At 71.8% G+C, this 25741-nt stretch carries 23 protein-coding genes and 1 tRNA gene; 14 read left to right on the top strand and 10 right to left on the bottom strand.

The features are described from left to right. Window positions 1–5: 5 nt before the first annotated feature. On the bottom strand, window positions 6–998 hold the full coding sequence (locus OO54_RS08230) for an SMI1/KNR4 family protein (protein WP_051786783.1): 993 nt from the start codon (window positions 996–998) through the stop codon (window positions 6–8). Window positions 999–1244: 246 nt separating this feature from the next. On the opposite strand from OO54_RS08230, the gene OO54_RS08225 reads away from it, so the two are divergent. After that, window positions 1245–1757: a YwqJ-related putative deaminase gene (locus OO54_RS08225; RefSeq protein ID WP_033202167.1), complete on the top strand. Its 513-nt coding sequence runs from the start codon at window positions 1245–1247 to the stop codon at window positions 1755–1757. Window positions 1758–1765: 8 nt separating this feature from the next. Next, window positions 1766–2257 carry an SUKH-3 domain-containing protein gene (locus OO54_RS08220; protein ID WP_033202166.1) on the top strand — a complete coding sequence of 164 codons (492 nt, stop codon included), beginning with the start codon at window positions 1766–1768 and terminating at the stop codon, window positions 2255–2257. 102 nt (window positions 2258–2359) lie between these two features. On the opposite strand, the gene OO54_RS08215 is transcribed toward OO54_RS08220, so the two are convergent. Then, the gene (locus tag OO54_RS08215; RefSeq protein ID WP_033202264.1) at window positions 2360–3691 is read right to left on the bottom strand and encodes a sensor histidine kinase; all 1332 of its coding nucleotides are present in this window, start codon (window positions 3689–3691) and stop codon (window positions 2360–2362) included. Between the two features lie 129 nt (window positions 3692–3820). On the opposite strand from OO54_RS08215, the gene OO54_RS08210 reads away from it, so the two are divergent. From OO54_RS08210 to OO54_RS46735, 8 genes are all read left to right on the top strand, one after another. Continuing rightward, complete coding sequence (locus OO54_RS08210) at window positions 3821–4693, top strand: hypothetical protein (protein ID WP_033202165.1); 873 nt, start codon at window positions 3821–3823, stop codon at window positions 4691–4693. Window positions 4694–4704: 11 nt separating this feature from the next. Next, a tRNA-Gln gene (locus OO54_RS08205) sits at window positions 4705–4778 on the top strand. A gap of 106 nt (window positions 4779–4884) precedes the next feature. Then, window positions 4885–6330: a bifunctional UDP-N-acetylglucosamine diphosphorylase/glucosamine-1-phosphate N-acetyltransferase GlmU gene (gene glmU / locus OO54_RS08200; protein ID WP_033202164.1), complete on the top strand. Its 1446-nt coding sequence runs from the start codon at window positions 4885–4887 to the stop codon at window positions 6328–6330. Window positions 6331–6451: 121 nt separating this feature from the next. Beyond that, window positions 6452–7426, top strand: coding sequence for a ribose-phosphate diphosphokinase (locus OO54_RS08195; RefSeq protein ID WP_017241154.1), 975 nt, complete (start codon window positions 6452–6454; stop codon window positions 7424–7426). Window positions 7427–7682: 256 nt separating this feature from the next. Then, window positions 7683–8270: a 50S ribosomal protein L25/general stress protein Ctc gene (locus tag OO54_RS08190; RefSeq protein WP_033202163.1), complete on the top strand. Its 588-nt coding sequence runs from the start codon at window positions 7683–7685 to the stop codon at window positions 8268–8270. Between the two features lie 114 nt (window positions 8271–8384). Beyond that, window positions 8385–8981 (top strand): aminoacyl-tRNA hydrolase, encoded by a 597-nt coding sequence (gene pth, locus OO54_RS08185; protein ID WP_017241152.1) that lies wholly within the window; start codon window positions 8385–8387, stop codon window positions 8979–8981. Window positions 8982–9146: 165 nt separating this feature from the next. Continuing rightward, entirely contained in the window at window positions 9147–9590 is a 444-nt protein-coding gene (locus OO54_RS08180; RefSeq protein ID WP_033202162.1) for a hypothetical protein, read from the top strand. Between the two features lie 126 nt (window positions 9591–9716). Then, a complete protein-coding gene (locus OO54_RS46735) occupies window positions 9717–10553 on the top strand; it encodes an LPXTG cell wall anchor domain-containing protein (protein WP_033202161.1) in 837 nt (278 codons plus the stop codon). Window positions 10554–10624: 71 nt separating this feature from the next. Here the strand turns inward: OO54_RS46735 and ppc are convergent, their stop codons facing one another. Next, window positions 10625–13354: a phosphoenolpyruvate carboxylase gene (ppc, locus tag OO54_RS08170; protein ID WP_033202160.1), complete on the bottom strand. Its 2730-nt coding sequence runs from the start codon at window positions 13352–13354 to the stop codon at window positions 10625–10627. 258 nt (window positions 13355–13612) lie between these two features. On the opposite strand from ppc, the gene OO54_RS08165 reads away from it, so the two are divergent. From OO54_RS08165 to OO54_RS08155, 3 genes are all read left to right on the top strand, one after another. Continuing rightward, window positions 13613–14590 (top strand): acyl-CoA desaturase, encoded by a 978-nt coding sequence (locus OO54_RS08165; RefSeq protein WP_399523002.1) that lies wholly within the window; start codon window positions 13613–13615, stop codon window positions 14588–14590. Continuing rightward, window positions 14587–15279 (top strand): TetR/AcrR family transcriptional regulator, encoded by a 693-nt coding sequence (locus tag OO54_RS08160; protein ID WP_033202158.1) that lies wholly within the window; start codon window positions 14587–14589, stop codon window positions 15277–15279. Before OO54_RS08165 ends, OO54_RS08160 begins: the two co-directional genes overlap by 4 nt. 189 nt (window positions 15280–15468) lie before the next feature. Then, on the top strand, window positions 15469–17184 hold the full coding sequence (locus OO54_RS08155; protein WP_033202157.1) for an FG-GAP repeat domain-containing protein: 1716 nt from the start codon (window positions 15469–15471) through the stop codon (window positions 17182–17184). 69 nt (window positions 17185–17253) lie between these two features. Here the strand turns inward: OO54_RS08155 and OO54_RS08150 are convergent, their stop codons facing one another. Further along, on the bottom strand, window positions 17254–18087 hold the full coding sequence (locus OO54_RS08150; RefSeq protein ID WP_033202156.1) for a trans-aconitate 2-methyltransferase: 834 nt from the start codon (window positions 18085–18087) through the stop codon (window positions 17254–17256). 163 nt (window positions 18088–18250) lie between these two features. On the opposite strand from OO54_RS08150, the gene OO54_RS08145 reads away from it, so the two are divergent. Continuing rightward, window positions 18251–18748: a MarR family winged helix-turn-helix transcriptional regulator gene (locus OO54_RS08145; RefSeq protein WP_024754861.1), complete on the top strand. Its 498-nt coding sequence runs from the start codon at window positions 18251–18253 to the stop codon at window positions 18746–18748. On the opposite strand, the gene OO54_RS08140 is transcribed toward OO54_RS08145, so the two are convergent. The 6 genes from OO54_RS08140 to OO54_RS08115 form a co-directional block, all read right to left on the bottom strand. Then, entirely contained in the window at window positions 18707–19498 is a 792-nt protein-coding gene (locus OO54_RS08140; RefSeq protein WP_078905097.1) for a response regulator transcription factor, read from the bottom strand. The two genes, OO54_RS08145 and OO54_RS08140, sit on opposite strands and share 42 nt — an antisense overlap. 226 nt (window positions 19499–19724) lie before the next feature. Then, on the bottom strand, window positions 19725–20864 hold the full coding sequence (galK, locus tag OO54_RS08135; protein WP_017241143.1) for a galactokinase: 1140 nt from the start codon (window positions 20862–20864) through the stop codon (window positions 19725–19727). Beyond that, the gene (gene galE / locus OO54_RS08130; RefSeq protein ID WP_033202155.1) at window positions 20861–21856 is read right to left on the bottom strand and encodes a UDP-glucose 4-epimerase GalE; all 996 of its coding nucleotides are present in this window, start codon (window positions 21854–21856) and stop codon (window positions 20861–20863) included. Before galE ends, galK begins: the two co-directional genes overlap by 4 nt. Next, a complete protein-coding gene (gene galT, locus OO54_RS08125) occupies window positions 21853–22896 on the bottom strand; it encodes a galactose-1-phosphate uridylyltransferase (protein ID WP_033202154.1) in 1044 nt (347 codons plus the stop codon). Before galT ends, galE begins: the two co-directional genes overlap by 4 nt. A 134-nt stretch (window positions 22897–23030) precedes the next feature. Then, window positions 23031–23714: a helix-turn-helix transcriptional regulator gene (locus OO54_RS08120; protein ID WP_017241140.1), complete on the bottom strand. Its 684-nt coding sequence runs from the start codon at window positions 23712–23714 to the stop codon at window positions 23031–23033. 161 nt (window positions 23715–23875) lie between these two features. Then, window positions 23876–25741, bottom strand: a complete 1866-nt coding sequence (locus OO54_RS08115) for an outer membrane protein assembly factor BamB family protein (protein ID WP_033202153.1) — start codon at window positions 25739–25741, stop codon at window positions 23876–23878.

Here is a 25741-nt window from a genome sequence, read left to right as displayed (position 1 = left end):
CCAGTTCACTCCCCTACCGGGACCACGGGCACGGCACGCGCGAAGCCACCGTCCACCATCAGGTTCGCCACCGTCTCCAGCTCCGGGGGGTTGCCCGCGAGCCGCTGGAGGAACGCGTCGAAGTCCGCGCCGCAGGGCAGCAGCAGCCGCTCCACGCGCTCGGCCACCGACCAGCCGGCCGCGACCTCGCCGGAGTCCCGCGCGTCGTCGTACGCGCAGAACCACACCGAACCGACCGCCTGGCCGCGCACCTTCACCGCGATCAGACCGCCCTGGACGAAGGCGACGCCCAGATAGTCCTTGGTCAGGTGGTCGCGCAGGCACTTGTTGACGTAGACGAGGTCGTTGAGACCGGCCTCCTCCCGCACCGTGAAGAACGGCTGGTCGACCAGCAGCCCGAGCTCCGCGTCGAGCGCCGTACCCACCGGGGCGCAGCCGCCCGCCGCCTTCAGAAAGGTGCGGTACGCGCCCGGCAGCCGGTAACCGAGGTCCTCCTCGACGCCCTGGAGCTGCTGCTCCGACACCGACACCGACCCCTTGGGCAGCCCGAAGTGGACCGGCCGGGTCTCCTGCAGCGGCCGCGTGCCCCGCTTCGCATGGTCGACGGCCGCCGTCGCCACCCCGCCGTGGTGGCGCAGCAGCGCCTTCACCTCGACCGGCACGAGCTCCATGCGGCGGCTGCGCGCCACGTGGTGCCAGGTCCAGCCGTGCGGCGTCGCCACCGACGGGATCGTGTCCCACAGCTCGTGGCCGGTCGCCGCCATCGCCGCGTTCGCCGACACGTAGTCCGTGAGCCGCAGCTCGTCGACGCCGAAACCCTCCGGCGGGTCGGCGATCTCCACCGCCGCACGCGCGTACGGCGAGAAGTCCGGGTGGCCGTGCTCGTCCACCCGTACCCCTCGGGGGTGACGGGAGGCGCGGACCGGGTCCGGGAAGTGCACGACCTGCCCGGCGTAGGCCGCGTTCGGTGGCGCGGTGTGCCCGAGCCGACTCGTCATGGCGGTTGCCCCCTGCATGGCGTCGCTGACTGCTACTACCGACTGATCCCGCACAGCCTATGCGCTGCCACAAGACCCGTAACGGCCCCCGCCCGACGGTGACCAAGTGTCACGACGCCATGACAGTCGCACCATGATTCCGACACACCGAAGCGGCGTTTCGGCGCCCCAGCTTCCCCATATGGCTCCCTATTTGGCAGGCTGTCCACGCAACTCGGGGGATTGCAGGAGGGGAAGACCAGCACCATGCACGCAGCAACAACGCCCACACAGGGTGACCCACGCCTCAACTGGAGCAGCAGCGCCGAGGCCACACGCGCGCCCATACTGCGTCACCGTCGCGACGGAATCCTCCCCACCGTCGGCGCCGCCCTCTCCGTGCGCGGCGAGACCCTCACGTGCACCGCGGGCCGCGGCGACCGGCCCCCCGTCCTGCACGCCCTCGTCCAGGACTTCCTGGACACCCTCACCAGCAGCCAGCGGGAACGCTTCACCGGCCGATGTCCGGAGGCGATCCTGCTCTCCCGGCACCTGACCGCCACCGAGAACGCCCGCTCCAAGCGCGCCCAGCGCAAAGCACTCACCCATGGCGAGGCCCGCCGCTCGCTCAAGCAGGCCAAGCTCACCGCCCGGCGCATCCGGGAGGACGGCGACCCGCTCCACGGCAGCTACGCCGCACCCTGTCGTTCCTGTACGGCGATGCTCGCCCACTTCGGCGTCCGCGCCGTCGACCCCACCACGCCTGTCGAGAACGGCTGACCGCCCCCATGCCCGACCACCTCAGCACCACCCGCTTCCCCGTCAACGTCGACGCGGCCCTCCGCGAGGCCGGCTGGCAGCCCGGCCGCTGGGACATCAAGCTCGCCGAGGAGTGGGCCGACGCCCTGCGCGCCCACGTCTCCCCCGCGGGCCACCGGCACAGCGTCTTCCCCGCCGCCGTCGAGGCCTGGGCCGAGTTCGGCGGCCTGCGGATCACCGCGCCCGGCCACGGCCGGCAGATAGCGCCCGCGACGGTCCGCTTCGACCCGCTCGCCGGACTCCACCTCTCCCGCACCCTCGCCGACCTCGGCCGCGCCCTCGACACCGAGCTCGCCCCGCTCGGCGAGGAGGGCGACCACCAGGCCGTCCTCGCGATGGACGCCGAAGGCCGCGTCTACAGCCTCGACCACGCCGGCGACTGGTACCTCGGCAAGGACATCGACGCCGCCCTCGCCACCCTCGTCACCGGCGCCCACCCCACCCGCCTCACGGCGCCCTAGGGCCCGCCCCCGTCCCCCGGCTCACGTGCGGGCCCAGGCGGGGGCGAGGCGCGACGCCGAAGGGCCCGGGGTGCGACGCCCGGGGCGCGTGGGGCGCGACGGCTACGCGGCCGGCTCCTCGACGGCCACCGGCAGCACCGCCGACACGCGGAACCCGCCGGCGTCCGTGGGCCCCGAGACGAACACCCCGCCGAGGCGCAGCACCCGCTCCCGCATCCCGACGAGACCGTTCCCACCACTCGGGAGGCGTACGTCGGCGACGGACACGTCCGACGGACAGGGGCCGTTCTCCACCTGCATCGCGACCTCGGCCCCCCGGTGCGCGAGCCGCACCACGACCGCGGCACCCACCGCGTGCTTGTGGACGTTCGTGAGCGCCTCCTGGACGACGCGGTACGCCGTCCGCTCCACCTCGGAGGCGTACGGGCGCGCATCGCCGATCACCAGCAGCTCCACGGCGGCCCCCGCGAGCCGGGACTGCTCGCACAGCGCCTCCAGGGCGTCCAGGCAGGGCCCGTCGTCGGCGGCGGCCTCGGCGGCGGCGGCAGCGGCCCGGCCCACGGCGGCGAGCGGCACCGCGGCGGGGGCGGCGGGCGCGGTCCCCTCGCGGAGGACGCCCAGCATCTCGCGCAGCTCGGTCAGGGCCTGGCGGCCCATGTCGCCCACGAGGGCCGCGTTCCGCACCGCCTTCTGCGGGTCCTTCAGCGCCACCGCCTGCAGGGCCGCCGCGTGCACCACCATCAGCGACACCCGGTGCGCCACCACGTCGTGCATCTCCCGCGCGATCCGGGTGCGCTCCTCCTGCCGCGCCCACTGCGCCCGCTGCTCCGCCCGGTCCGCGAGCAGCGACAGCTCCTGTTCCAGGCTGTCCGCCCGTTCCCGCAGGCTCTCCATGAGCCGGCGCCGCGCCCCTATGTAGAGGCCGAAGAGCACGGGCGGCGCGTTGAGGCCGAGCGTCATGAAGAGCGACACGCTCGGCACGTACCAGCCGCTCGGGTCGAAGTCCTGCGGACCGTCGTCGACCTGGGCGACGTCCTGCCGCAGCCGCACCACGGTCACGACGAACACGGCCAGCGTCGACATGCCCGCCAGTACGGCGGTGATCCGGCGGGGCACCTCGGAGGCGGCGAGCGAGTACAGCCCGACGATCCCCATCAGGAAGCCCATCTCGGCGGGCGCCACGGCGATCGACACGAGCACGACCGCGATGGGCCACCGCCGCCGTACGAGCAGCACGGACCCCACGATCAGCCCGAACACCACCCCCACGGGCACCGGCAGGCCCGCCTTCCCGGCGAACCCCACCCCCTCGATCCCGCACTCCAGCGCCGACACCACCGCCAGCCCCACGTCGAGGACGACACTCCGCCCTCTCCCCCACCACCACCAACTCCCGACGCCCCCAGCGTCCCGGTCTGCCCCCGTTGTGGTCATGCCCACCACCCTACGGGCGCCCCTCTCCCGAAAGCGCCCGACGTCAACCACACGCACACCAGTCCCTCGAACTATTGAATCGCCAGAACTTTCGACCCGGACGTCCGCATTCCGGACGATGGTGTTCGCATGACAGTCGAAACGAGCAGGTACGCCGACTTCGAATACCTGCGGGAGCAGGCCGTCGCCCTGCGCCGCGAGGGTCTCAGCCGCCGCCAGATCCGGGACCGCCTCCACGTCGGCAACAACGACATCCTCAACCGTCTCCTCGAAGGCGAGCCCCCGCCGGCCTGGACGAAACGCCCCAATGCCAAGGACGACCTCCGCGAGCGCGCCCGCGAACTGCGCCTCCAGGGCATGACCTACGACCGGATCCAGGTCGAGCTGGGCTGCTCGAAGAGCTCGATCTCGCTGTGGGTGCGGGACCTCCCGAAGCCGGAACGGAACCGAAGCAGGGAAGAGGCGTCGGAGATCGCTCGACGGGGCTGGGAACCGACCATGCGCCGCCGCGAAGAGGTGCGCCAAGCCGCCAAGAGCGCGGCGGCCGCCGCGATCGGGCCGCTGTCGGAGCGCGAGCTCTTCCTGCTGGGCGTAGGTCTCTACTGGGCGGAAGGGACGAAGGACAAGCCGCATGCGCGCCGCGAACGCGTGACATTCGTGAACAGCGACCCCGGGATGATCCAGGTCTTCGCCGCCTGGCTCGACCTTCTCGGCATCGAACCCGAGCGGCGGAGGTACTGCGTGATGATTCACGAGACAGCGGACGCCGCCAAGGCCGAGCGATACTGGGCCGACCTCGTCAGCGCCGACCCCTCGGCCTTCAGGAAGACCACCGTCAAACGCCACAACCCTCTGACCAACCGCAAGAACGTCGACGCCGGGTATCACGGCTGCCTGGTGATCCGAATTCTCGGGAGCGCCGATCTGTACCGTCGCATCGAAGGGGCGTGGTGCGGCATAGTAGGGGCCGTCCCGATCCCCTCGACGGAGGAACGGACATAGAGGGCGAACCATCCCGGATCGTCTAAGGGCAGGACAAATGGTTTTGGTCCATTGAATGAGGGTTCGAATCCTTCTCCGGGAGCCACGCATCGCGGGTCCTGACCGTCACGGTCAGGACCCGCGCTCATTTCGGTGGGCTTGCCCCCCGGTATCCTGCGTGGGTCCACCACCCAAAGCCGAAGGGCATTCCCGTGAGCGCCAATCGCCCGGCAGCCGTCGTCGTCCTCGCAGCGGGTGAGGGCACCCGTATGAAGTCGAAGACTCCCAAGGTCCTGCACGAGATCGCGGGGAGGTCGCTCGTCGGGCACGTCGTGTCCGCCGCGCGGGAGCTGGAGCCCGAGCACCTCGTGGTGGTCGTCGGGCACGCCCGGGAGAAGGTGACGGGCCACCTGGAGGAGCACTACGCGGGGACCCGCACCGCCGTCCAGGAGGAGCAGAACGGCACCGGGCACGCGGTGCGGATGGCGCTGGAGGAGCTGGGGAAGGCGCCCGACGGGACCGTGGTGGTCGTGTGCGGCGACACTCCGCTGCTGTCCGGGGAGACCCTGAAGGCGCTGGCCGACACGCACGCCGCCGACGGCAACGCGGTGACCGTGCTGACCGCCGAGGTCCCGGACTCCACGGGCTACGGGCGCATCGTCCGTGACGCCTCGGGCGCGGTGACCGAGATCGTCGAGCACAAGGACGCGTCCGACGAGCAGCGCGCCATCCGGGAGATCAACTCGGGCGTGTTCGCGTTCGACGGCCGGCTGCTCGCCGAGGCGCTGGGCCAGGTGCGGACGGACAACAGCCAGGGCGAGGAGTACCTCACCGACGTGCTGTCGATCCTGCGCGAGGCCGGCCACCGCGTGGGCGCCTCCGTCGCCGGCGACCACCGCGAGATCCTGGGGATCAACAACCGGGTGCAGCTCGCCGAGGCGCGCGCCCTGCTGAACCGGCGGCTGGTCGAGCGGGCGATGCTCGCCGGTGTGACCGTGGTCGACCCGGCGACCGTCTTCGTGGACGTCACCGTGACGTTCGAGCCGGACGCGGTGATCCTGCCGGGTACGCAGCTGCTCGGCGCGACACACATCGCCGAGGACGCCGTGGTCGGCCCGAACACGCGCCTGACGGACACCACGGTCGGCAAGGGCGCCCGGGTGGACAACACGGTCGCCTATTCGGCCGTGATCGGCGAGAGCGCGTCCGTGGGCCCGTTCGCGTACCTGCGTCCGGGGACGAACCTCGGCAAGAAGTCCAAGGCCGGCACGTACGTCGAGATGAAGAACGCGACGATCGGCGAGGGCACGAAGGTCCCCCACCTGTCGTACGTGGGTGACGCGACGATCGGCGAGTTCACGAACATCGGCGCGGCGAGCGTCTTCGTGAACTACGACGGCGAGGCGAAGCACCACACCACGATCGGATCCCACTGCCGTACGGGTTCGGACAACATGTTTGTGGCTCCCATCACCATCGGGGACGGCGCCTACACCGCTGCGGGGTCCGTGATCACGAAGGACGTGCCGGCGGGTTCGCTGGCGGTGGCCCGGGGCCAGCAGCGGAATATCGAGGGTTGGGTGGCCCGGAAGCGGCCCGGCAGCGCTGCCGCGCAGGCCGCTCAGGCCACCTCGGAGGAGTCCGCCGGCGAAAGCTGACCGGAAACGGGTACGTCGAACTCGGCGTACCGTGATACGTGCACACAAATTCGGCTGGTTCGCACATGCGCTCGACAGGCGCGGGATCGCGGCCAGAGAACACGTCTGAGGAGACAGTGCTGTGACCGGGATCAAGACGACCGGCGAGAAGAAGCTGATGCTCTTCTCCGGCCGCGCCCACCCCGAGCTGGCCGAGGAGGTCGCGCACCAGCTGGGCGTCGGCCTCGTTCCCACCAAGGCGTTCGACTTCGCCAACGGTGAGATCTACGTCCGCTTCCAGGAGTCGGCCCGCGGCGCGGACTGCTTCCTGATCCAGAGCCACACGGCTCCGATCAACAAGTGGATCATGGAGCAGCTGATCATGATCGATGCTCTGAAGCGGGCCTCGGCCCGGAGCATCACCGTGATCATCCCGTCGTACGGCTACGCCCGTCAGGACAAGAAGCACCGCGGTCGCGAGCCGATCTCGGCCCGTCTGGTCGCGGACCTGCTGAAGACCTCGGGCGCGGACCGCATCCTGACCGTGGACCTGCACACCGACCAGATCCAGGGCTTCTTCGACGGCCCGGTGGACCACCTGTCCGCCCTCCCGGTCCTCGCGGACTACGTGGGCGCGAAGGTCGACCGCTCCAAGCTGACGATCGTCTCCCCGGACGCCGGCCGCGTGCGGGTCGCCGACCGCTGGTGCGACCGTCTCGACGCCCCGCTGGCGATCGTGCACAAGCGCCGCGACAAGGACGTCGCCAACCAGGTCACCGTCCACGAGGTCGTCGGTGACGTGAAGGGCCGCGTCTGTGTCCTGGTGGACGACATGGTCGACACCGGCGGTACGATCTGCGCCGCCGCGGACGCCCTGTTCGCGCACGGCGCCGAGGACGTCATCGTGACGGCCACGCACGGCATCCTGTCGGGTCCGGCCGCCGATCGCCTGAAGAACTCCAAGGTCAGCGAGTTCGTGTTCACGGACACGCTGCCGGTTCCGGGCGCCCTGGAGCTGGACAAGATCACGGTGCTGTCGATCGCGCCGACGATCGCGCGCGCGGTGCGCGAGGTGTTCGAGGACGGTTCGGTGACGAGCCTCTTCGAGGAGCACTGAGCCACGGCGAGAGCCGACGCGTGAGGGCCGCTCCCCCGTTCGGGGGAGCGGCCCTCCGCCGTGTTCCGGTGGCCGCCGGGTGATCCAATTGGGTGGCGGGGCGGCGGGCCGGTAGACTGCCGTAGTTGCTCGGCGAGGGAGGCCGTACCCGTACAGGGTCCACGGCGGTCCGTTATCGACGCGCTCTTCGTAGCAGGCCATCGCCAGTCGTGGCCGGGTGACCACGTTGTTCGTCACCTTTCTACGAGGAGTGCACATGTCCGAGGTCAAGCTCGCCGCTGCCGTCCGCACCGAGTTCGGCAAGGGCGCCGCCCGCGCCATCCGCCGCGACTCCCAGGTCCCCGCCGTCGTCTACGGCCACGGCTCGGAGCCGGCCCACATCACCCTCCCGGCGCACGAGCTCGGCCTCGCCCTGCGTACGCCGAACGTCCTGCTCTCCCTGGACATCGAGGGCAAGAACGAGCTGGCGATCCCGAAGGCCGTCCAGCGTGACGCCATCAAGGGCTTCCTGATCCACGTCGACCTGCTCCTCGTCAAGCGCGGCGAGAAGGTCACGGTCGAGATCCCGGTTCAGGCCGAGGGCGAGCTCGCCGCCGGTGGCAACCTGCTGGAGCACGTGCTCGGCACCCTCTCCGTCGAGGCCGAGGCCACCCACCTCCCCGAGGCCGTCACGGTCTCCGTGGAGGGCCTGGAGGCCGGCGCCTCCGTCCTCGCCAAGGACATCACCCTCCCCAAGGGCGCCACGCTGGTGACCGACGCCGACGCCGTCGTCCTGCAGGTCCTGGCCGCGCAGGCCGAGGAGCCGGCCGCCGAGGCCGAGGCCACCGAGGGCGCCGAGGCCTGAGCCGTAGGCTCTGCCTGACGTGACGGGGTGACGGGCCGTGCGGCCCGTCACCCCGTTTCTCTTGTACGGGGAAGTACGCACGCGCGTGGACGGATACGAGGAGACCTGACGGACATGACGGACGACGCCAACGCCCCCTGGCTGATCGTCGGCCTCGGCAACCCGGGGCCCGAGTACGCGGCCAACCGCCACAACATCGGCTTCATGGTCGTGGACCTGCTCGCCGAGCGGATGCGCGGTTCGTTCAAGCGGGCGCAGAAGGCCCAGGCGCAGGTCGTCGAGGGCCGGATGGGGCCTCCGGGGCCCGCCAACCGCCGCGTCATCCTGGCGAAGCCGATGTCGTACATGAACCTGTCCGGCGGCCCGGTGACGGCGCTGCGGGACTTCTACAAGGTGCCGACGGCGCACGTCGTCGCGGTCCACGACGAGCTGGACATCGACTACGCGACGCTGCGGCTGAAGCTCGGCGGCGGCGACAACGGGCACAACGGTCTGAAGTCGATGACGAAGGCGATGGGTCCGGACTACCACCGCGTGCGCTGCGGCATCGGGCGTCCGCCGGGTCGCATGCAGGTCGCGGACTTCGTCCTCAAGGACTTCTCCTCGACCGAGCGCAAGGAACTCGACTGGTTCGTGGACCGGGCGGCGGACTCGGTGGAGTGTCTGGTCGCGGAGGGCCTGGAGCGGGCCCAGTCCGCGTACAACGCGTAGGGCCTGTCCGGGCGCCCCGCCCGCCACGGTCGGGTCCTGCGGGCGGCCCGAGACCCCCTTACGGTCGGCCCGTGACCCCCTTGCGGTCGGCCCGAGACCCCCTTCCGGTCGGGCCGTACGACCGCCCCCTGGCGGTCGGGCCGTACGACTGTACGATCGCGGGTCATGACGCACGTCCGTAACGCCGCCATGGCCCTCGTCGCCCTGCTCCTCGTCGTCGCGGGAGCGTGGGCCTCGTGGAACTCGGCCCAGCACGTCCTGCTCGCCAAGGGCCGCGAGCACGGGACGCTGACGGTGACCGGCTGCACGGAGGAGACGTGCAGCGGCGCCTTCGCCCCGGAGGACCCGTCGTCGACGCGGCGGACGCTGACGATCGCGAGGTCGGTCGCGGCGGAGAAGGGCGAGACGATCCCGGTGGTGGTGAAGCCGGGCACGGACGAGGGCGTACGTACGGGCTGGGGCGGCGGGTTGCACGCCTGGCTCCCGCTGGGCGGCGCGTTCCTCCTCGCGGCGCCCCTCATCGGCGGCGGTCTGCGCCTCCCGCGGACGGCGTGGTCGCTGGCGGGGGCGGGCGGGGCCGTGTTGGTCGCCGCGTTCGTTGCGCTCTGACCGGATTGCGCCGGGTTCCTGGCGCAATCGTTATGACCCACTGGGTTAAGCGCGACTTAAAGCGGTGGATAGGCTGCCCCAGCCACCTCCCACGGCATCCCTCATTCCACAGATGGACGACTGCACATGCGACGCTCCCTCATCCCCGCAGCCGCTCTTGTCGCGGCCATGGCGGGCTCCGTAACCCTCGCCCCCGCGGCCTTCGCGTCGGACGCCAAGACGTACGAGTACCCGCTGCACCAGCCGACCAACCCGGCTATCAGCGCCTCCGACTTCGCCAAGGAGGGTGAGGACTGCCCGCCCGTTCCGGCCGACAAGGACGGCTGGCACTTCGTCATCCCCGGCAAGGGCGTCGAGTTCGTCAAGCTGACGGTGACCTTCGACAACGGCTCGCCGATCGAGATCACCTCGTTCGGTCCGCCGGACGCCAAGCACGCGTACGTGGCCTCCGCGCCGGGTGCGAAGCTGACCTCGGCCTCGGCCGTCGTCGACGGCGTGATCAAGCAGGGTTGGTTCAACCTGTCCCACGCCTGCGTGGCCGAGACCGGCACCACCGGTGAGACCACCACGGGCGAGACCACCACCGGTGAGACCACGACCGGCGAGACCACCACGGGTGAGACCACCACGGGTGAGACCACCACCGGCGAGACCACCACGGGTGAGACCACCACGGGCGAGACCACCGCCACGGGTGAGACCACCACCGGCGAGACCACCACGGGTGAGACGACCGCGACCAGCGGTTCCGCCACGGGCGAGACCACCACCACGTCGGGCTCCACCACCGGTGGCGCGACGACCGGTGAGACCACCGGCGGCTCCGCCGCGGGCGGTTCGGAGGAGGGCAACCTCGCCGAGACCGGTTCGAGCGCTCCCGTCGGCATCATCGCCGCCGCGGCCCTGGCCCTCGCGGCCGCCGGCGCGGTCCTGGTGACCCGCCGTCGCAAGGCGCAGCAGTAACGGCGTCGTTGCCGGACACGCCTGTGCCCCCGTCGTTTCCGACGGGGGCACAGTCATGAACGGGGTGGGGGTCAGCCGGTGTTGCGGAGGCCCGCCGCGACGCCGTTCACCGTGAGGAGGAGGGCCCGGGCGAGCAGCGGGTCCGGTTCCCGGCCGTGCTCGGCGTCCGCGCGCTGGCGGGCGAGGAGGGCGACCTGGAGGTAGGAGATCGGGTCGAGGTAGGCGTCGCGGATGGCGAACGTCTGCTGGAGGACCGGGTTGGAGTCGAGGAGCGTCTCGCCGCCGGTGATCTTGAGGACCTCGGCGACGGTGAGCGCGTGCTCGGCCTCGATGTCGGCGAAGACGTGCTTGAGTTCGTCGGGGACGAGGGTGTCGACGTAGTGGCGGGCGATCCGCAGGTCCGTCTTCGCGAGCGTCATCTCGACGTTGGCGAGGAAGTTGCGGAAGAAGTGCCAGCGCTCGTACATCTCGCCGAGGACCGCGTCGAGGCCGGCCTCGCGCAGGGCCTTGAGGCCGGAGCCGACGCCGAACCAGCCGGGGACGATCTGCCGGGACTGGGTCCAGCCGAACACCCACGGGATGGCCCGCAGTCCGTCGAGGCCGGCACCGGAGTCGGGGCGGCGCGAGGGGCGGGAGCCCAGGTGGAGGTCGGCCAGCTGGTCGACGGGGGTGGCGGCGAAGAAGTACGCGGGGAGGTCGGGGTCCTCGACGAGCTTGCGGTACGCGGTGTGGGCGGCGTCGGAGACGGTGTCCATGGCCGCGTCCCAGCGGGCGAGGGCGTCGTCGGACTGGCGCGGCGAGGTGTGCAGGGCGGAGGCCTGGAGGGTGGCGGCGACCGTCAGTTCCAGGTTCTCCCGCGCGAGGGAGGGGATCAGGTACTTGTCGGAGATGACCTCGCCCTGCTCGGTCACCTTGATCTCGCCCTCCAGGGTGCCCCAGGGCTGGGCGAGGATCGCGTCGTGCGAGGGGCCGCCACCGCGGCCCACGGTGCCGCCGCGGCCGTGGAAGAGGCGCAGGCGGACGCCGTAGCGGTGGGCGACGTCGCGGAGCCTGCGCTGGGCGCGGTGGATCTCCCACTGGGAGGTGGTGATGCCGCCGAACTTGGAGGAGTCCGAGTAGCCGAGCATGACCTCCTGGACGTCGCCGCGGAGCGAGACGAGGCGCCGGTAGGAGGGGTCGGCCAGCATGTCGTTGAGGATGACGTCGGCGGCCTTGAGCTCGTCGGTGGTCTCCAGGAGCGGCACGATGCCGATCTTGGCCCAGCCGGCGTGCAGGTCGATGAGTCCGGCCTCGCGGGCGAGGACGGCGGCGGCGAAGACGTCGTCGGCGCCCTGGCACATCGAGATGATGTACGACTCGATGACCTCCGGGCCGAAGCGCTCGAAGGCCTCCTTGATGGTGTGGAAGACGCCGAGGGTCTTCTCGCCGGCGGCGTCCAGCGGGGCCGGGGTCGGGGCGAGCGGGCGGCGCGAGCGGAGTTCCTTGGCGAGGAGCTTCTGCCGGTAGTCGCGGGGCATGTCGGCGTAGCGCCAGGACTCCTCGCCGAGGCGGTCGAAGAGCTGCCCGAGGGTGTGGTGGTGGGCGTCGGCGTGCTCGCGGACGTCCATGGTGGCGAGCTGGAGGCCGAAGGCGGAGAGGGTGCGGATGGTGCGGTCCATCCGGCCGTCGGCGAAGAGGCCTCCGCGGTGCTCGCGCAGCGAGGTCTGGATGAGGGTGAGGTCGCGGATCAGCTCGGCGGTGCCGAGGTAGTCGCGGCCCTCGGCGTGCGGGGTGCCGGTGGCGAGGCGCTCGCGGGTGTTGACGAGCTTCTGCCGGATGCAGGTGGCCTTGAGCCGGTAGGGCTCCTCGGCGTTGAGGCGCTTGTAGCGGGGGCTGATCTCCGGGAGGAGTTCCAGGTCGCGCTGGAGGGAGTCCAGGAGGTCCTGGGTGGCTCCGGCGTAGCGGATGGAGTTGGAGAGCAGTCCGCGCAGGTAGTCGACGAGTTCGAGGGCGTCGGTGATGCCGTGCTCGTGCTGGAGGATCAGGACGTCCCAGGTCACCTGGGGGGTGACGTTGGGGTTGCCGTCGCGGTCGCCGCCGATCCAGGTGCCGAAGGTCAGCGGGCGGGTGCCGGCGGGCAGTTCGACGCCGACGCGCTCCAGCTCGGCGGCGAGGTCCTCCAGGACGTCGCCGACGGCGTTGGCGTGCAGCTCGTCGAGGTAGTAGATGGCGTTGCGGGCCTCGTCGGCAGGCTCGGGGCGGACCACCCGGAGCTCGTCTGTCTGCCAGATGAGGTCGATGTTCTCGGCGAGCCGCAGGTCGTGGCGGCGCCGGTCGGCGTCGATGACCGGGGTCTCCAGGAGGGCCGCGATGCGGCGCAGCTTGTTGAGGACGGAGCGGCGGGCGGCCTCGGTGGGGTGGGCGGTGAAGACCGGCCGTACGTTGAGGTTCTTGACCGTCTCGCGTACGTGCTCGGGGTCGCCGTCCTTGAGCATGTCGACGGTGCGGGCGAGGAGCCCGCCCTCGGCGGCGCGCTTCTCGCGCATCTCGCGGCCGCGGTGGACCTGCTCGGTGACGTTCGCCAGGTGGAAGTAGGTGGAGAAGGCGCGCACCAGCTTGGCGGCGGTCTCCAGCTCGACGCCCTGGAGCAGCTCGGCCGCGGCCTCGCCGTCCTCGCGGGTGAGGCTGCGGACCTTCTCGACGAGGTCGAGGAGCTCGTGGCCCTCCTGGCGGACGAGGGTCTCGCCGAGGAGGTCGCCCAGTCGGCGGATGTCGGCGCGCAGCTCGGTGCTGGCGGTGGGGGTCTGGTCGGCACTGCTCACAGGTGCGGCTCCTTGCAGTGTTTCAGCACGTCTGGAGGGGTTCTGGAGGCTTGCGGACCGCGCTGTCCGACGCCCCCAGGATAGGTGTCCACATGGTGGGCGGCGGGCAGGGCCCTGTTGTGCCCTCTTGCCGCGCGCCACGGCGCTGCCATACTTACGACGCCGTAGGTTACGGAGGCGTAGCCTCGGCCGTGTATATCCGTACTTTCTCGTACATTCCCCCACTCTCACCCTCACCCCCAGGGGACATCCATGACCATGAGCCCCGAGATGACCTCGGCGCCCGAGACGTCCGACGGCACCGCGGCCCTGCCCTACGCCACGCTCGGCGGCGATCGCAAGGGTTCGACCGAGCAGGTCGCGCTGCTGCTCTTCATCGCGGTGCCGTTCGTGGCACTGCTCGCGGCGGTGCCGCTGGCGTGGGGCTGGGGGGTGAGCTGGCTGGATCTGGGGCTGATGGTCGTCATGTACTTCGTCGGCTGCCACGGCATCACGATCGGTTTCCACCGGTACTTCACGCACGGCGCGTTCAAGGCGAAGCGGCCCCTGCGGATCGCGCTGGCGATCATGGGGTCGCTGGCGGTGGAGGGGCCGCTGGTGCGGTGGGTCGCGGATCACCGCAAGCACCACAAGTTCTCGGACGCGGAGGGCGACCCGCATTCGCCGTGGCGTTTCGGCGAGACGGTTCCGGCGCTGATGAAGGGCCTGTGGTGGGCGCACATCGGCTGGATGTTCGACGAGGAGCGGACGCCGCAGCACAAGTACGCGCCCGATCTGATCAAGGACCCGGCGATCCGGGCGATCTCGCGCCAGTTCGTGCTGTGGACGGTGGTGTCGCTGGCGATCCCGCCGCTGGTGGGCGGTCTGGTGACGTGGTCGTGGTGGGGCGCGTTCACGGCGTTCTTCTGGGGTTCCCTGGTGCGGGTGTCGCTGCTGCACCACGTGACGTGGTCGATCAACTCGATCTGTCACGCGGTGGGCAAGCGTCCGTTCAAGTCGCGTGACCGTTCGGGCAACGTGTGGTGGCTGGCGGTGCTGTCCTGCGGCGAGTCGTGGCACAACCTGCACCACGCGGACCCGACGTCGGCCCGGCACGGGGTGCTGCGCGGGCAGATCGACTCGAGTGCGCGGCTGATCCGCTGGTTCGAGCAGCTGGGCTGGGCGTCCGACGTGCGCTGGCCGGCGAAGTCCCGCATCGAAGCCCGCCGCCAGAGCGCGTCCGCAGACGCGGCATGATGGAAGACGTGGCGATCGAGGGCAGGACCGGCGGTACCGGCAGCAGCGGCGGAGAGCAGAAGCCCCGGCGGGGGCGCCGGGTGCGGATGACGGGCGCGCAGCGCCGGGAGCAGTTGCTCGACATCGGTCGCACGCTCTTCGCCGAGAAGGGCTTCGAGGGCACGTCGGTGGAGGAGATCGCGGCGAAGGCCGGGGTGTCGAAGCCGGTGGTGTACGAGCACTTCGGCGGCAAGGAGGGGCTGTACGCGGTGGTCGTCGACCGGGAGATGCGCCAGCTCCTCGACGGGGTGACCGGTGCGCTGACGGCCGGGCATCCGCGGGAGCTCCTGGAGCAGGCGGCGTTCGCGCTCCTCGACTACATCGAGAACTACACGGACGGTTTCCGGATCCTCGTGCGGGATTCGCCGGTGGCGCAGTCGACGGGCACGTTCGCGTCACTGATCAGCGACATCGCCACGCAGGTGGAGGACATCCTGGGTCTGGAGTTCAAGGCCCGCGGTTTCGATCCGAAGCTGGCGCCGCTGTACGCGCAGGCGCTGGTGGGCAGCGTGGCGCTGACGGGTCAGTGGTGGCTGGACGTCCGCAAGCCGAAGAAGGCGGAGGTCGCGGCGCACCTGGTGAACCTGGCGTGGCACGGTCTGGACGGTCTGGAGCAGAAGCCGCGGTTGATAGGGCACCGCAAGAACTGACGGGTGGGGCCGGGGTCCGGGGGACCTGACGGGGTCGGGGAAAACCAGTGGTTTCCCCATACTCGAACAGGAGTACACTCCGGTCCACATCCGAGGGGGGTGTCCGCCCTCCGCACGTGCCGACTGCCGTGCGGACGCGTCGCGGATCCCTGCCCCGGGCCCTGTTCTCGTTCCCCAGGGGGGGATCTTTTGCGTTCCGCATTCTTCGGGCGCGCGCGTCGTGTCACGACCTGCACCGCGCTCGCCCTGTCCGCCGGCATGCTGCTGGCGTCCCCGGCCGTCGCCGAGCCCGCGCCGCGGCCGGCCGTGGAGACGCCGCAGCGCGACCACACGGCGCTGAAGCTCGACTGGCCTGCGCTGTCGGGCGCGGCCAAGGCCGGTACGGCCCAGGCCGAGGCGGTCGTGCCGCCCCGGTTCGACGTGGACGGCGACGGCCGTACGGACCTGCTCAACCGCGAGTGGACCGGTGAGCTGTACGCGGTGCCGTCGACCGCGGTGTCGCCGACCGAGGCGTGGACCGGCTACGGGGGCTCCTCGGTCCTGAAGAACGAGATCGTCCCGATCGGCGACCTGAACGGCAACGGCAGCCCCGAGGTGCTGACCGTCTCGAAGTACGGCCAGCTGGAGCTCTTCTCCGACGCCACGGCGACGCAAGGCTGGCACCAGTGGACGGGCAACGGCTGGACGATCTACAACAAGGTCTTCTCGCCGGGTGACGTGAACGGCGACGGCAAGGCGGACCTCATGGGCCGCCAGCACAACGGCGACCTGTACCTGTACCTGGCGACCGGTTCGCTCACGGCGCCGTTCGGGCCGCGGGCGAAGGTGGGCACCGGCTGGGGCCTGTACGACCAGATCGTGGGTCTCGGCGACAACGACGGCGACGGCCGCGGTGACGTCATCGGCCGCACCCTGGGCGGGCAGCTGTTCTTCTACGGCAGCACGGGCGACAAGGCGGCCCCGTTCAAGGGCCGGGTGCCCGTCGGCACGGGCTGGGGCACGTACAACCAGATCGTGCCCGTGGACGACCAGGACGGCGACGGGCGGGCCGACCTGCTCGCCCGCGACCAGCAGGGCACCCTGTGGCGCTACCTGGGCCTGGGCGACGGCCGTCTCGGCCCCCGCGCGCAGGTCAGCTACGACCGCGGGGCGCGGCAGGTCGACCAGTTCAGCGGTTCGGGCGCGATCGCCGGATCCGGCAAGAACGCGATCCTGGCGCGGGACAAGCAGGGCCTGATCTACCGGTACTTCGCCGACAACAACGGCCTGCTCGGCAAGCGGTACCAGGCGAGCGACGAGAACGGCTGGAACAGCTACAACCTCTCCTTCGCCTCGTCCCTCGGTCCGGACACCGACGCCGACCTCCTGGTCACCGTCCAGGGCTACCTGTACGGCGACGACGGCACGATCCTGGGCAGCGGCTGGCACGTCTACAACCGGGTCGTCGGCGCGGGTGACCTGAACGGCGACGGCCGGGGCGACGTGCTGGCCCGGGACGCCGCCGGCAACCTGTACCTGTACCGGGGCAACGGCGAGGGCACCGGCTTCTACGCCCGGATCAAGGTCGGCACCGGCTGGGCCGGCTACAACGCGATCGTCGGCGCGGCCGACTACTCGGGCGACGGCCGTCCGGACGTGATCGCCCGGGACGGCTCCGGCAGGCTGTTCCTGTACCGGGGCACCGGCTCCGCCACCGCTCCGTTCGGGGCGCGGACGCAGATCGGCAGCGGCTGGACGTACGCCCGGGTCGTGGCGCCGGGCGACCTGAACAGCGACGGCAAGGGCGACCTGCTCGCGGTGAACGCGGCGGGCGAGCTCTGGCGCTACCTGGGCGTCGGCAACGGCACGTTCGGGCCGCGCTTCCGGATCGGGACGGGCTTCCAGACGTACAACGGCGTGTTCTAGCAGGGGAACGCGGGCGCCCCGCACCGGAACTCCGGTGCGGGGCGCCCGTGCGTCCCCCCGTCGGTGCGGTCACCCCTGCTTGCGGGCGACGGCGAAGATGCGCCGGAAGGGGAAGACGGTGCCGTGCGGGCCTGCCGGGTAGGCCTCGCGCAGCAGGGCGCGGTACTGGGCGAGGAAGGCGTCGATCGCCTCCTGGTCGTCGCCGAGGGTGGTGAGGACGGGCCGCAGTGCCGTGCCCTTCACCCAGTCGAGGACGGGGTCCTCGCCCTGCAGGAGCTGGCTGTACGTGGTCTCCCAGACGTCCGTCTCGCAGCCGAGGTCGGTGAGCCTGGTGAGGTACTCGGCCGGGTCGAGGATGTGGACGAAGCGGCGGCCCTGGTCGCCGAGGCGGTCGCGCCACTCGGGGGTCTCGCAGAGCTCGCCGAGGAGGGCGTGGCTGGGTGAGGTGAAGTTGCCGGGGACCTGGAAGGCGAGGGTGCCGCCGGGGTGGAGTCCGTCGACCCAGGGGGCGAGGGACTCGGGGTGGTTGGGCACCCACTGGAGGGCCGCGTTGGAGACGATCAGGTCGTAGGGCTCGGTGGGGGTCCAGTGGGCGGCGTCCGCCGGCCGGAAGTCGAGCCAGCCGCCGCCGCGGGTGGTGCCCGCCCAGTCCTTCTCGGCGCGTTCCAGCATCTCCGGCGAGAGGTCGAAGCCGGTGATGTGCGCGTCGGCCCACCGGTCGGCGAGGAGGGCCGTCACGTTGCCGGGACCGCAGCCGAGGTCGGCGATGCGGGCGGGCCGGTCCTGGGCCGGCAGGTGCGGTATTCGGGCGAGCAGGTCGAGGAACGGCCGGGTGCGGTGGCCGGAGTGACGGAGGTACTGCTGCGGATCCCAGGTTGGTGCGGCGGATTCCACGGAATGCATGTTCGAAGCCCCCTTGCTGGCACGTGTTGCCGAAGCGGAACGAAGTTCCGGCCGGGTCCCTTCCCCGTAGTCCAGGGAAATATATCTTGATTTCAAGATACTCGATATCGAGAAACTCGAACCCAAGAGACTTTATGTCAACAGACCCTCTACACTGATCGTCATGGAGGACGAGGTCGACCGACTGGTCGCTGCATGGCGCCGCGAGCGCCCCGACCTCGACGTGGAACCGCTCGAGGTGCTCAGCCGCGTCTCACGGCTCGCCCGGCACCTCGACCGCGCCCGTCGACTCGCCTTCTCCGAGCACCAGCTGGAGCCCTGGGAGTTCGACGTCCTCACCTCGCTCCGCCGGGCCGGCGCGCCCTACCAGCTGTCCCCCGGCCAGCTCCTCACCCAGACCCTCGTCACCTCCGGCACCATGACCAACCGCATCGACCGGCTCACCAAGAAGGGTCTGGTCGAACGGCTGCCCGACCCCAGCGACCGACGCGGGGTCCTCGTCCGGCTCACCCCCGAGGGCCGCGACCGCGCCGACGAGGCGCTCGCCGGGCTGCTCGCCCAGGAGCGCGCCATCCTCGCCCAGCTCTCCCGCGCCCAGCGCGGCGAACTGGCCGCCCTGCTACGCCGGCTGACCGCCCCGTTCGACAACGTCCCCGGCTAGCGCCGCAGCCGGCTCCGCCGGGCCCACACCGGCCCGCCGGGCCAGCGCCACCGCCGCCAGGGTCGAGTGCACGCCCAGCTTCCCCAACACGTTCTGCATGTGCGTACGGACGGTGTGCGGGGAGAGGAACAGCCGCTCCGCGACGGCCTTTCGGCCCAGGCCCGCCACCATGCAGCGCAGCACCTCCCGCTCGCGCGGGGTCAGCGACTCCACGAGCCGCTCACTGTCCGTCCGGTGCTTGCGGGCCGCCGTCAGCTCCCGCAGGACGCCCGTGAGCAGCGCGGGCGGCAGATGCGTCTCGTCCCGCAGCACCCCGCGGACCACGGCGAGCAGCCGCTGGAGCGAACAGTCCTTGGCGACCCAGCCGGAGGCCCCGGCCTGGAGGGCGAGCGCGGCCCGGTGCGGGTCGTCCTTCTCCGCCAGGACGACCGTACGCAGGGCGGGCTGGGCCCGGCGCACGCCCGCGACCAGGGAGATCCCGTCGACGACGGCCTCCGGGTCGGCCGGGGCGGGGTGGGCCGCGGCCGCGCCGGCGGCGGGCCCCGCGCCCAGCTCGGCGTCGACGAGGAGCACGTCGAACCTGCGCCCCTCCGCGGCGCCGCGGTCCAGGCAGCGCAGTGCGGCCGGGCCGCTGCCGGCGGCGGCGACGTCGACGTCGGGCTCCGCCGCGAGGGCGGCGGCCAGCGACTCGGCGAAGATGCGGTGGTCGTCCACCACCAGGACCCGGATACGTGCCACGGACACCCCCATGCATCGAGGAACGGACCGGCGCGGTACGGCGCCGGAGGCGGGTCCGCCGATCGCCCGGCCGCCGCCGTGCGTGACTGTTACCCCGCTCCCGGCGCCGTACCCGACGGGTCTCGACCCCTGAACAGCACCGGCCCCCACCGGCGCTGCCCAACAGAGTAGGGGCGGGGCGTCACGGTGGGGGCCGTTTGGCGGAACTGCGCGAACTCGTACGGATGCGGGGACGGGTTCAGAGCCGGCGCGCACCCGCCGAGGGCACCGCCGGGAAGATCCCGGGTACCGCGTGTCCGGCCGCGGCGAAGGCCTCGACGACGGCGGCCGAGACCGCTTCCGCCCGGTCGGCGTCGACGAGGACGACGGCCGAGCCGCCGAAACCGCCGCCGGTCATCCGGGCGCCGAGCGCGCCCGCCGCGTTCGCCGCCTCGACCACGAGGTCGAGCTCCGGGCAGGAGACCCGCAGGTCGTCGCGGAGGGAGGCGTGCCCCTCGGTGAGGACCGGCCCGACGGCCCGGGTGTCCCCGGCGTCGAGCAGGGCGATCACGCGCTCCACCCGGGCGTTGTCGGTGACGACGTGCCGGACGTACCGAAGAATCGTCTCGTCGCCCAGGAGTGCGAGGGATTCGGATAGATGCGCGGCGCTCACGTCGCGCAGGGCCTTCACCCCGAGCGCCCGCGCACCCGCTTCACACCCGGCGCGCCGCTCCGCGTACGCGCCGTCCCCGAGCGCGTGCTTCACCCGGGTGTCGACGACGAGCAGCCGCAGCCCCTCGCGGGCCAGGTCGAAGGGGACCTGACGGTACGAGAGGTCCCGGGTGTCCAGATGGAGGGCGTGGCCCTCCTCCGCGCAGGCGGAGGCCATCTGGTCCATGACGCCGCAGGGGACGCCGACGAAGGCGTTCTCGGCGCGCTGCGCGATCCGGGCGAGCTCGGGGCGCGAGAGCCCGAGGCCGAACAGGTCGTTCAGGGCGAGCGCCGTGACGACCTCCAGGGCCGCCGACGAGGAGAGCCCGGCGCCGGTCGGCACGGTCGACGTGAGGTGCACGTCGGCCCCCGCCACCGGGTGCCCGGCCTCCCGCAGCGCCCAGACGACGCCGGCCGGGTAGGCGGCCCAGCCGCCGCCGGACAGCGGCTCCAGGGCGTCGACCTCCAGCTGCACGATCCCGCCGTCGATGTCGGCGGAGTGCAGCCGCAGGACGCCGTCGTCACGGCGGGAGACGGCGGCGACGGTGGTGTGCGGCAGCGCGAGCGGCAGCACGAAGCCGTCGTTGAAGTCGGTGTACTCACCGATGAGGTTGACCCGCCCGGGGGCGGCCCACACCCCGTCGGGCGCGGCGCCGTACAGCGCCTCGAAGCCGGCGGCGACGCTCATGCGCCTCCCTCCCGACGGTGCCGGGCGAACGCCCACGCGTCGGCGACGACGGCGGCCAGGTCGGGGCGGGAGGGGGTCCAGCCGAGCCGCTCGCGGGCGGCGTCGGCGGAGGCGACCAGGACGGCCGGGTCGCCGGGCCGCCGCGCGGCGGTGATCTCGGGGATCGGGTGGCCGGTGACCTCGCGCGCGGTCTCGACGACCTGGCGGACGGAGAAGCCGTTGCCGTTGCCGAGGTTGCAGACCAGGTGCTCGCCGGCCGGCACGGAGTCCGCCGTCATGGCGTCGAGCGCCAGGAGATGGGCCTCGGCGAGGTCGGCGACGTGGATGTAGTCGCGGACGCAGGTGCCGTCCGGGGTCGGGTAGTCCTCGCCGTACACCGAGATCGCCTCGCGCTCGCCCAGGGCGACCTGGAGGACGAGCGGGACGAGGTGGGACTCGGGGTGGTGGCGCTCGCCGAGGGAGCCGTACGCGCCGGCGACGTTGAAGTAGCGCAGCGAGACGGCGGCCAGGCCGTGGGCGGCGCACTCGCCGCCGATCATGTGGTCGACGGCCAGCTTGCTCGCGCCGTACGGGCTGGTGGGCGAGGTGGGCGCGGTCTCGGTGATCGGCACGGTCTCCGGCTCGCCGTAGGTCGCGGCGGTGGAGGAGAAGACCAGCCGGCGCACCCCGGCGTCGCGCATGGCCGCGAGCAGGGCCATGGTGCCGCCGACGTTGTTCTCCCAGTACTTCTCGGGCTTGGCGACGGACTCGCCGACCTGCGAGAAGGCGGCGAAGTGCAGCACGCCGTCGTAGGAGGCGTCGAGCCACTTCGCCGCGTCCTGGATGCGGCCCTCGACGAACTCGGCGCCGTCCGGGACCCCTTCGGCGAAGCCGGTGGAGAGGTCGTCGAGGACGGTGACCCGGTGGCCCCGTTCCAGGAGGTGGGCGGCGACGACGCTGCCGACGTAGCCGGCGCCTCCCGTCACCAGGTACCTCTTCGCGGTCGTGGTCATGCGGTCGCCACCTCTCGGAGTCGTCGGGCCGCGTCCTCCGGCCGTACGTCGTTCATGAACGCGCCCATGCCGGACTCGGTGCCCGCGAGGAACTTCAGCTTGCCAGAGGCGCGCCGGACGCTGAAAAGCTCCAGGTGGAGTCCGAAGTCCTCGCGCCGCTCGTCCGTGAACGGCGCCTGGTGCCAGGCGGCGATGTAGGGCGTCGGCGGCTCGTCCGGGCCGAAGAGCCGGTCGAAGCGCCTCAAGAGTTCCAGGTAGACCTGTGCGCACTCTGTGCGGGCGGCCTCGTCGAGGGCGAGCAGGTCGGGCACCCGCCGCTTGGGGTAGAGGTGCACCTCGTACGGCCAGTGGGCGGCGTACGGCACGAAGGCGATCCAGTGCTCGGTCTCCAGGACCACCCGCTCGCCGTCGGCCCGCTCGCGGGCGACGACGTCGTCGAAGAGGTTCCGGCCGGTCGCCGCCCGGTGCTCGTCGGTCCGGCGCCGCATGGCGGCCGTCCGGGGGGACACGTAGGGGAAGGCGTAGATCTGGCCGTGCGCGTGGGGCAGGGTGACGCCGATCTCCCGGCCGCGGTTCTCGAAGCAGTAGACCTGTTCGACGCCGGGCAGGGCGGAGAGCGCGGCGGTCCGGTCGGTCCAGGCGTCGAGGACGAGCCGGGCCCGCTCCTCGGTGAGGTCGGCGAAGGAGACCGTGTGGTCGTCGGTGAAGCAGACGACCTCGCAGCGGCCGACGCCGCCGGAGAGGGAGGGGAAGCGGTTCTCGAAGACCACCACCTCGTAGCTCTCCTCCGGGACCTCGCTCTCGCGGCCGTCCTTGGCGGGGCACAGCGGGCAGGCGTCGGCCGGCGGGTGGTAGGTGCGGGCCTGCCGGTGCGAGGCGACGGCGACGGGGTCGCCGGTGAGCTCGTCGTACCGGATCTCGGAGCGGGAGACGACGGGGGTGAGGGGCCGCGGGTCGACGGCGGTGCGGACCGTGTCGTCGCGGGTGTCGTAGTAGATCAGCTCGCGCCCGTCGGCGAGCGTGGTGACGGTCTTCTTCACGGCAGTGCCCTTCGGGCGGATCAAACAGAACCACGCACAAAGAATCACATTCAAACATCGACGTCAATGGCGAAGCGGGGCCCCGTACCCCGGGACCCTCCGGCATCACCTCACGAGCCGCCTCGGCGGAAGCCTCAGCAGGGGCCGCGCTGCCCCGGCACCGCCCGGTCGAGCAGCCCCGTCCGGGCCGCCAGGGCCGCCGCCTCCAGGCGCGAACCGACCCCCAGCTTCATCAGGACCCGCTGCACGTGCGTCCGCGCCGTGCTCGGCGCGATCCCCATCCCCGCCGCGATCAGCCGGGTGTCCTCCCCCTCCGCCACCCGGACGAGGACCTCCACCTCCCGCTGCGTGAGCATCCGCAGCAGCCGCTGCGCCTCGTCGTCCGGCTGAGCCGACGGGTGCAGCAGCTCCGCGAAGGCACCCTGGAGCAGCGCCGGCGCCACCGCCGACTCCCCCGCCCTGGCCTTCACCAGGGCGCGCTCGACGCCCTCGATGCGCTCGTCGTGCCGGACGTACCCCGAGGCACCGGCCGCGAACGCCGCCGCGATCCCGCGCGGCGACGGCACCGGACCGAGCACCACCACGGCCACCTGCGGCCGCTCCCGTTTGATCCGTACGACCACGTCGAAGGCGCCCGGCGCGGCCGGCGCGGCCGTGCCGAGCAGACAGACCTCCGGCCCGCGACCCACCACCAGCTCCGCAGCCGCCGCCACCGGCGCGCCCGCCGCGAGCACCCGGTGCCCGCGCAGCTTCAGCGCCGAGGCGAGCGCCTCCGCCAGCAGGCGGTGGTCGTCGACCACCACGAGGCGTACGCCCATCCGGTCATCCCCCATCCTCCGGGCCCGCCGTCCCCCGGCCGGCCCGCTCGACCCCGAATTCTTCGCCACCCGGCGCGATGTGCAAACAGCCCGGCGCGTCGGAGTGAACCGACACGCCGGGCTGTACCCGTCTCACGAACGTCCGTACGACGTCAGCGCGTTCAGCGGGTGCTGTACGACACCGCCACGTACTTCTTCTCGTCCGGCGGGGCGGACGCCCGGGGCTTGGAGATCATCATGGCGGACATGAACAGGCGTCCGTCGCGGTACAGGATCTCCGAGTAGTCCACGGAGAACTCGCCCTCCATGTCGCGGCTCGTCTTGTCCCCCGGGTTCTCCAGGAGCAGCGTCTCCTTCATCGTGCCGCCGTCGATCGAGACGATCCGGCCGCCCTTGTCGTAGGGCGGCTCCTTGTACGCGATGAGGTTGCCGCCGTCCATCCGGAGCGGGACCAGGGTGTACTTGTCGCCCGCGTCCGCCTTGTCGGGCAGGGTGCGCCCGGTGGTCAGGTCGAAGGCGATGATCTCGTTGGTCTCGTCGCCGTACTCGCCGGTGCTGCCCTCGTGCTCCTCGGTCGGCACGTAGAGCCGGCCGTTGCCGACGAGCGCCTGGGAGCAGGACTCGACCTTCGTCGAGCGGCAGCGGGCGCCGTACTGGTCCGCGTCCGCCGTGATCTTCGCCTTGAGCTTGCCGGTCTTCTCGTCGAGGGAGAAGAAGTCCGAGATGCCGCTGCCGTCGCCGGCGGTCTCGCCGACGTCGGCCGCGACGACGAGCGGCTTGGTGGAGACGACCGACGCGTACTTCACGCCGGTGGGCATCTTGTACTGCGAGAGCGGGGCGCCCGAGACCGGGTCGAGGTTCTGGACCATCACGTACTGGCTGTCGTACGGACCGCACTTGCGGACCGCGACGAGGCCCTCGCCGCCGCCGTAGCCCAGGTCGTAGCAGTTCTCGTCGTTGGCCTGCGGCTTCCAGCGCGGGTTGCCGTTGGCCGCGTCGAAGGCGGCGCCGCCGTCGGTGCCGCCGGCCGCGACGGTCGCGCCGCTGAGCGTGACCTCGCTGAACCGGACCTTCTGGTCGCCCGCGGTGCCGCCGGTGACCGAGGTCGACCACAGCAGCTTGCCGGTGTTCAGGTCGATCATGCCGACCTCGGTGCACAGCTGGTAGTAGCGCGGCGCGACGCGCTTGCTGGCCTCGAAGAGGATCGGCACCTTGTGGTCGGCCGTCATGTGCCGCGAGGCGCCGCAGACCTGACCGGTCAGCGGCAGCGTCCACAGGACCGTGCCCTTGTCGATGTCGTACGCGACGACCGAGTTGACGCCCGTCTTCACGTACGCCTTGTCCGTGGTCCAGGAGCCGGACACGTCCGTGACGTCCGGGACCTTCGGCTCGGGCACGGTGAAGGCCGTCTTCGCCTGGGTGTTCGCGGGCGCCTTCTCCTTGCCGCCCCCGCCGATGCCCTTGGTGTCGCCGGAACCGCCGCCGTCGGTGCCCTGCGAGGTGCCGCCGGTGCCCTTGGCCTCGTCCTTGCCGTCACCGTCGGAACCGGCGTACCAGATGCCCACGCCGATGATCACCGCGACGGCGACGACCGCCGCGATGACGATCTGGAGCTGGGCGGACAGCTTCCTGCCACCCGGCGCCGAGGGGGCGGGCGCCGGCTGCTGGTAGCCGCCGTAGGACTGCTGGGGCTGGGTCGGATAGCCGTACGGAGGCTGCTGCGGCTGCTGGTAGGCGCCGTACTGCGGGGGCTGCTGAGGCTGTTGGGGCTGCGTGGGGTAGCCGTACGGCTGCTGCGGCTGCGTGGGGTAGCCGTAGCCCGGGTCGGGCTGCTGCGGCGGCTGCTGTGGAGCCTGCGGGTAGCCGTAACCCGGATCCGGCTGCGGTGCCTGCTGCGGGTAGCCGTAACCGGGCGCCGGCTGCGGTGCCTGCTGCGGGTGGCCGTAACCGGGCTCCGGCGTCGGGGCGCCGAAGCCGCCCTGGGGATCCGGGGGTTGGTTCGGCGGGGGCGGGGGTGGCTGCGTCAT

Source organism: Streptomyces wedmorensis (assembly GCF_000716445.1).
GTDB classification, from domain to species: domain Bacteria; phylum Actinomycetota; class Actinomycetes; order Streptomycetales; family Streptomycetaceae; genus Streptomyces; species Streptomyces wedmorensis.
This window is presented reverse-complemented; position numbering and strand designations above follow the sequence as displayed.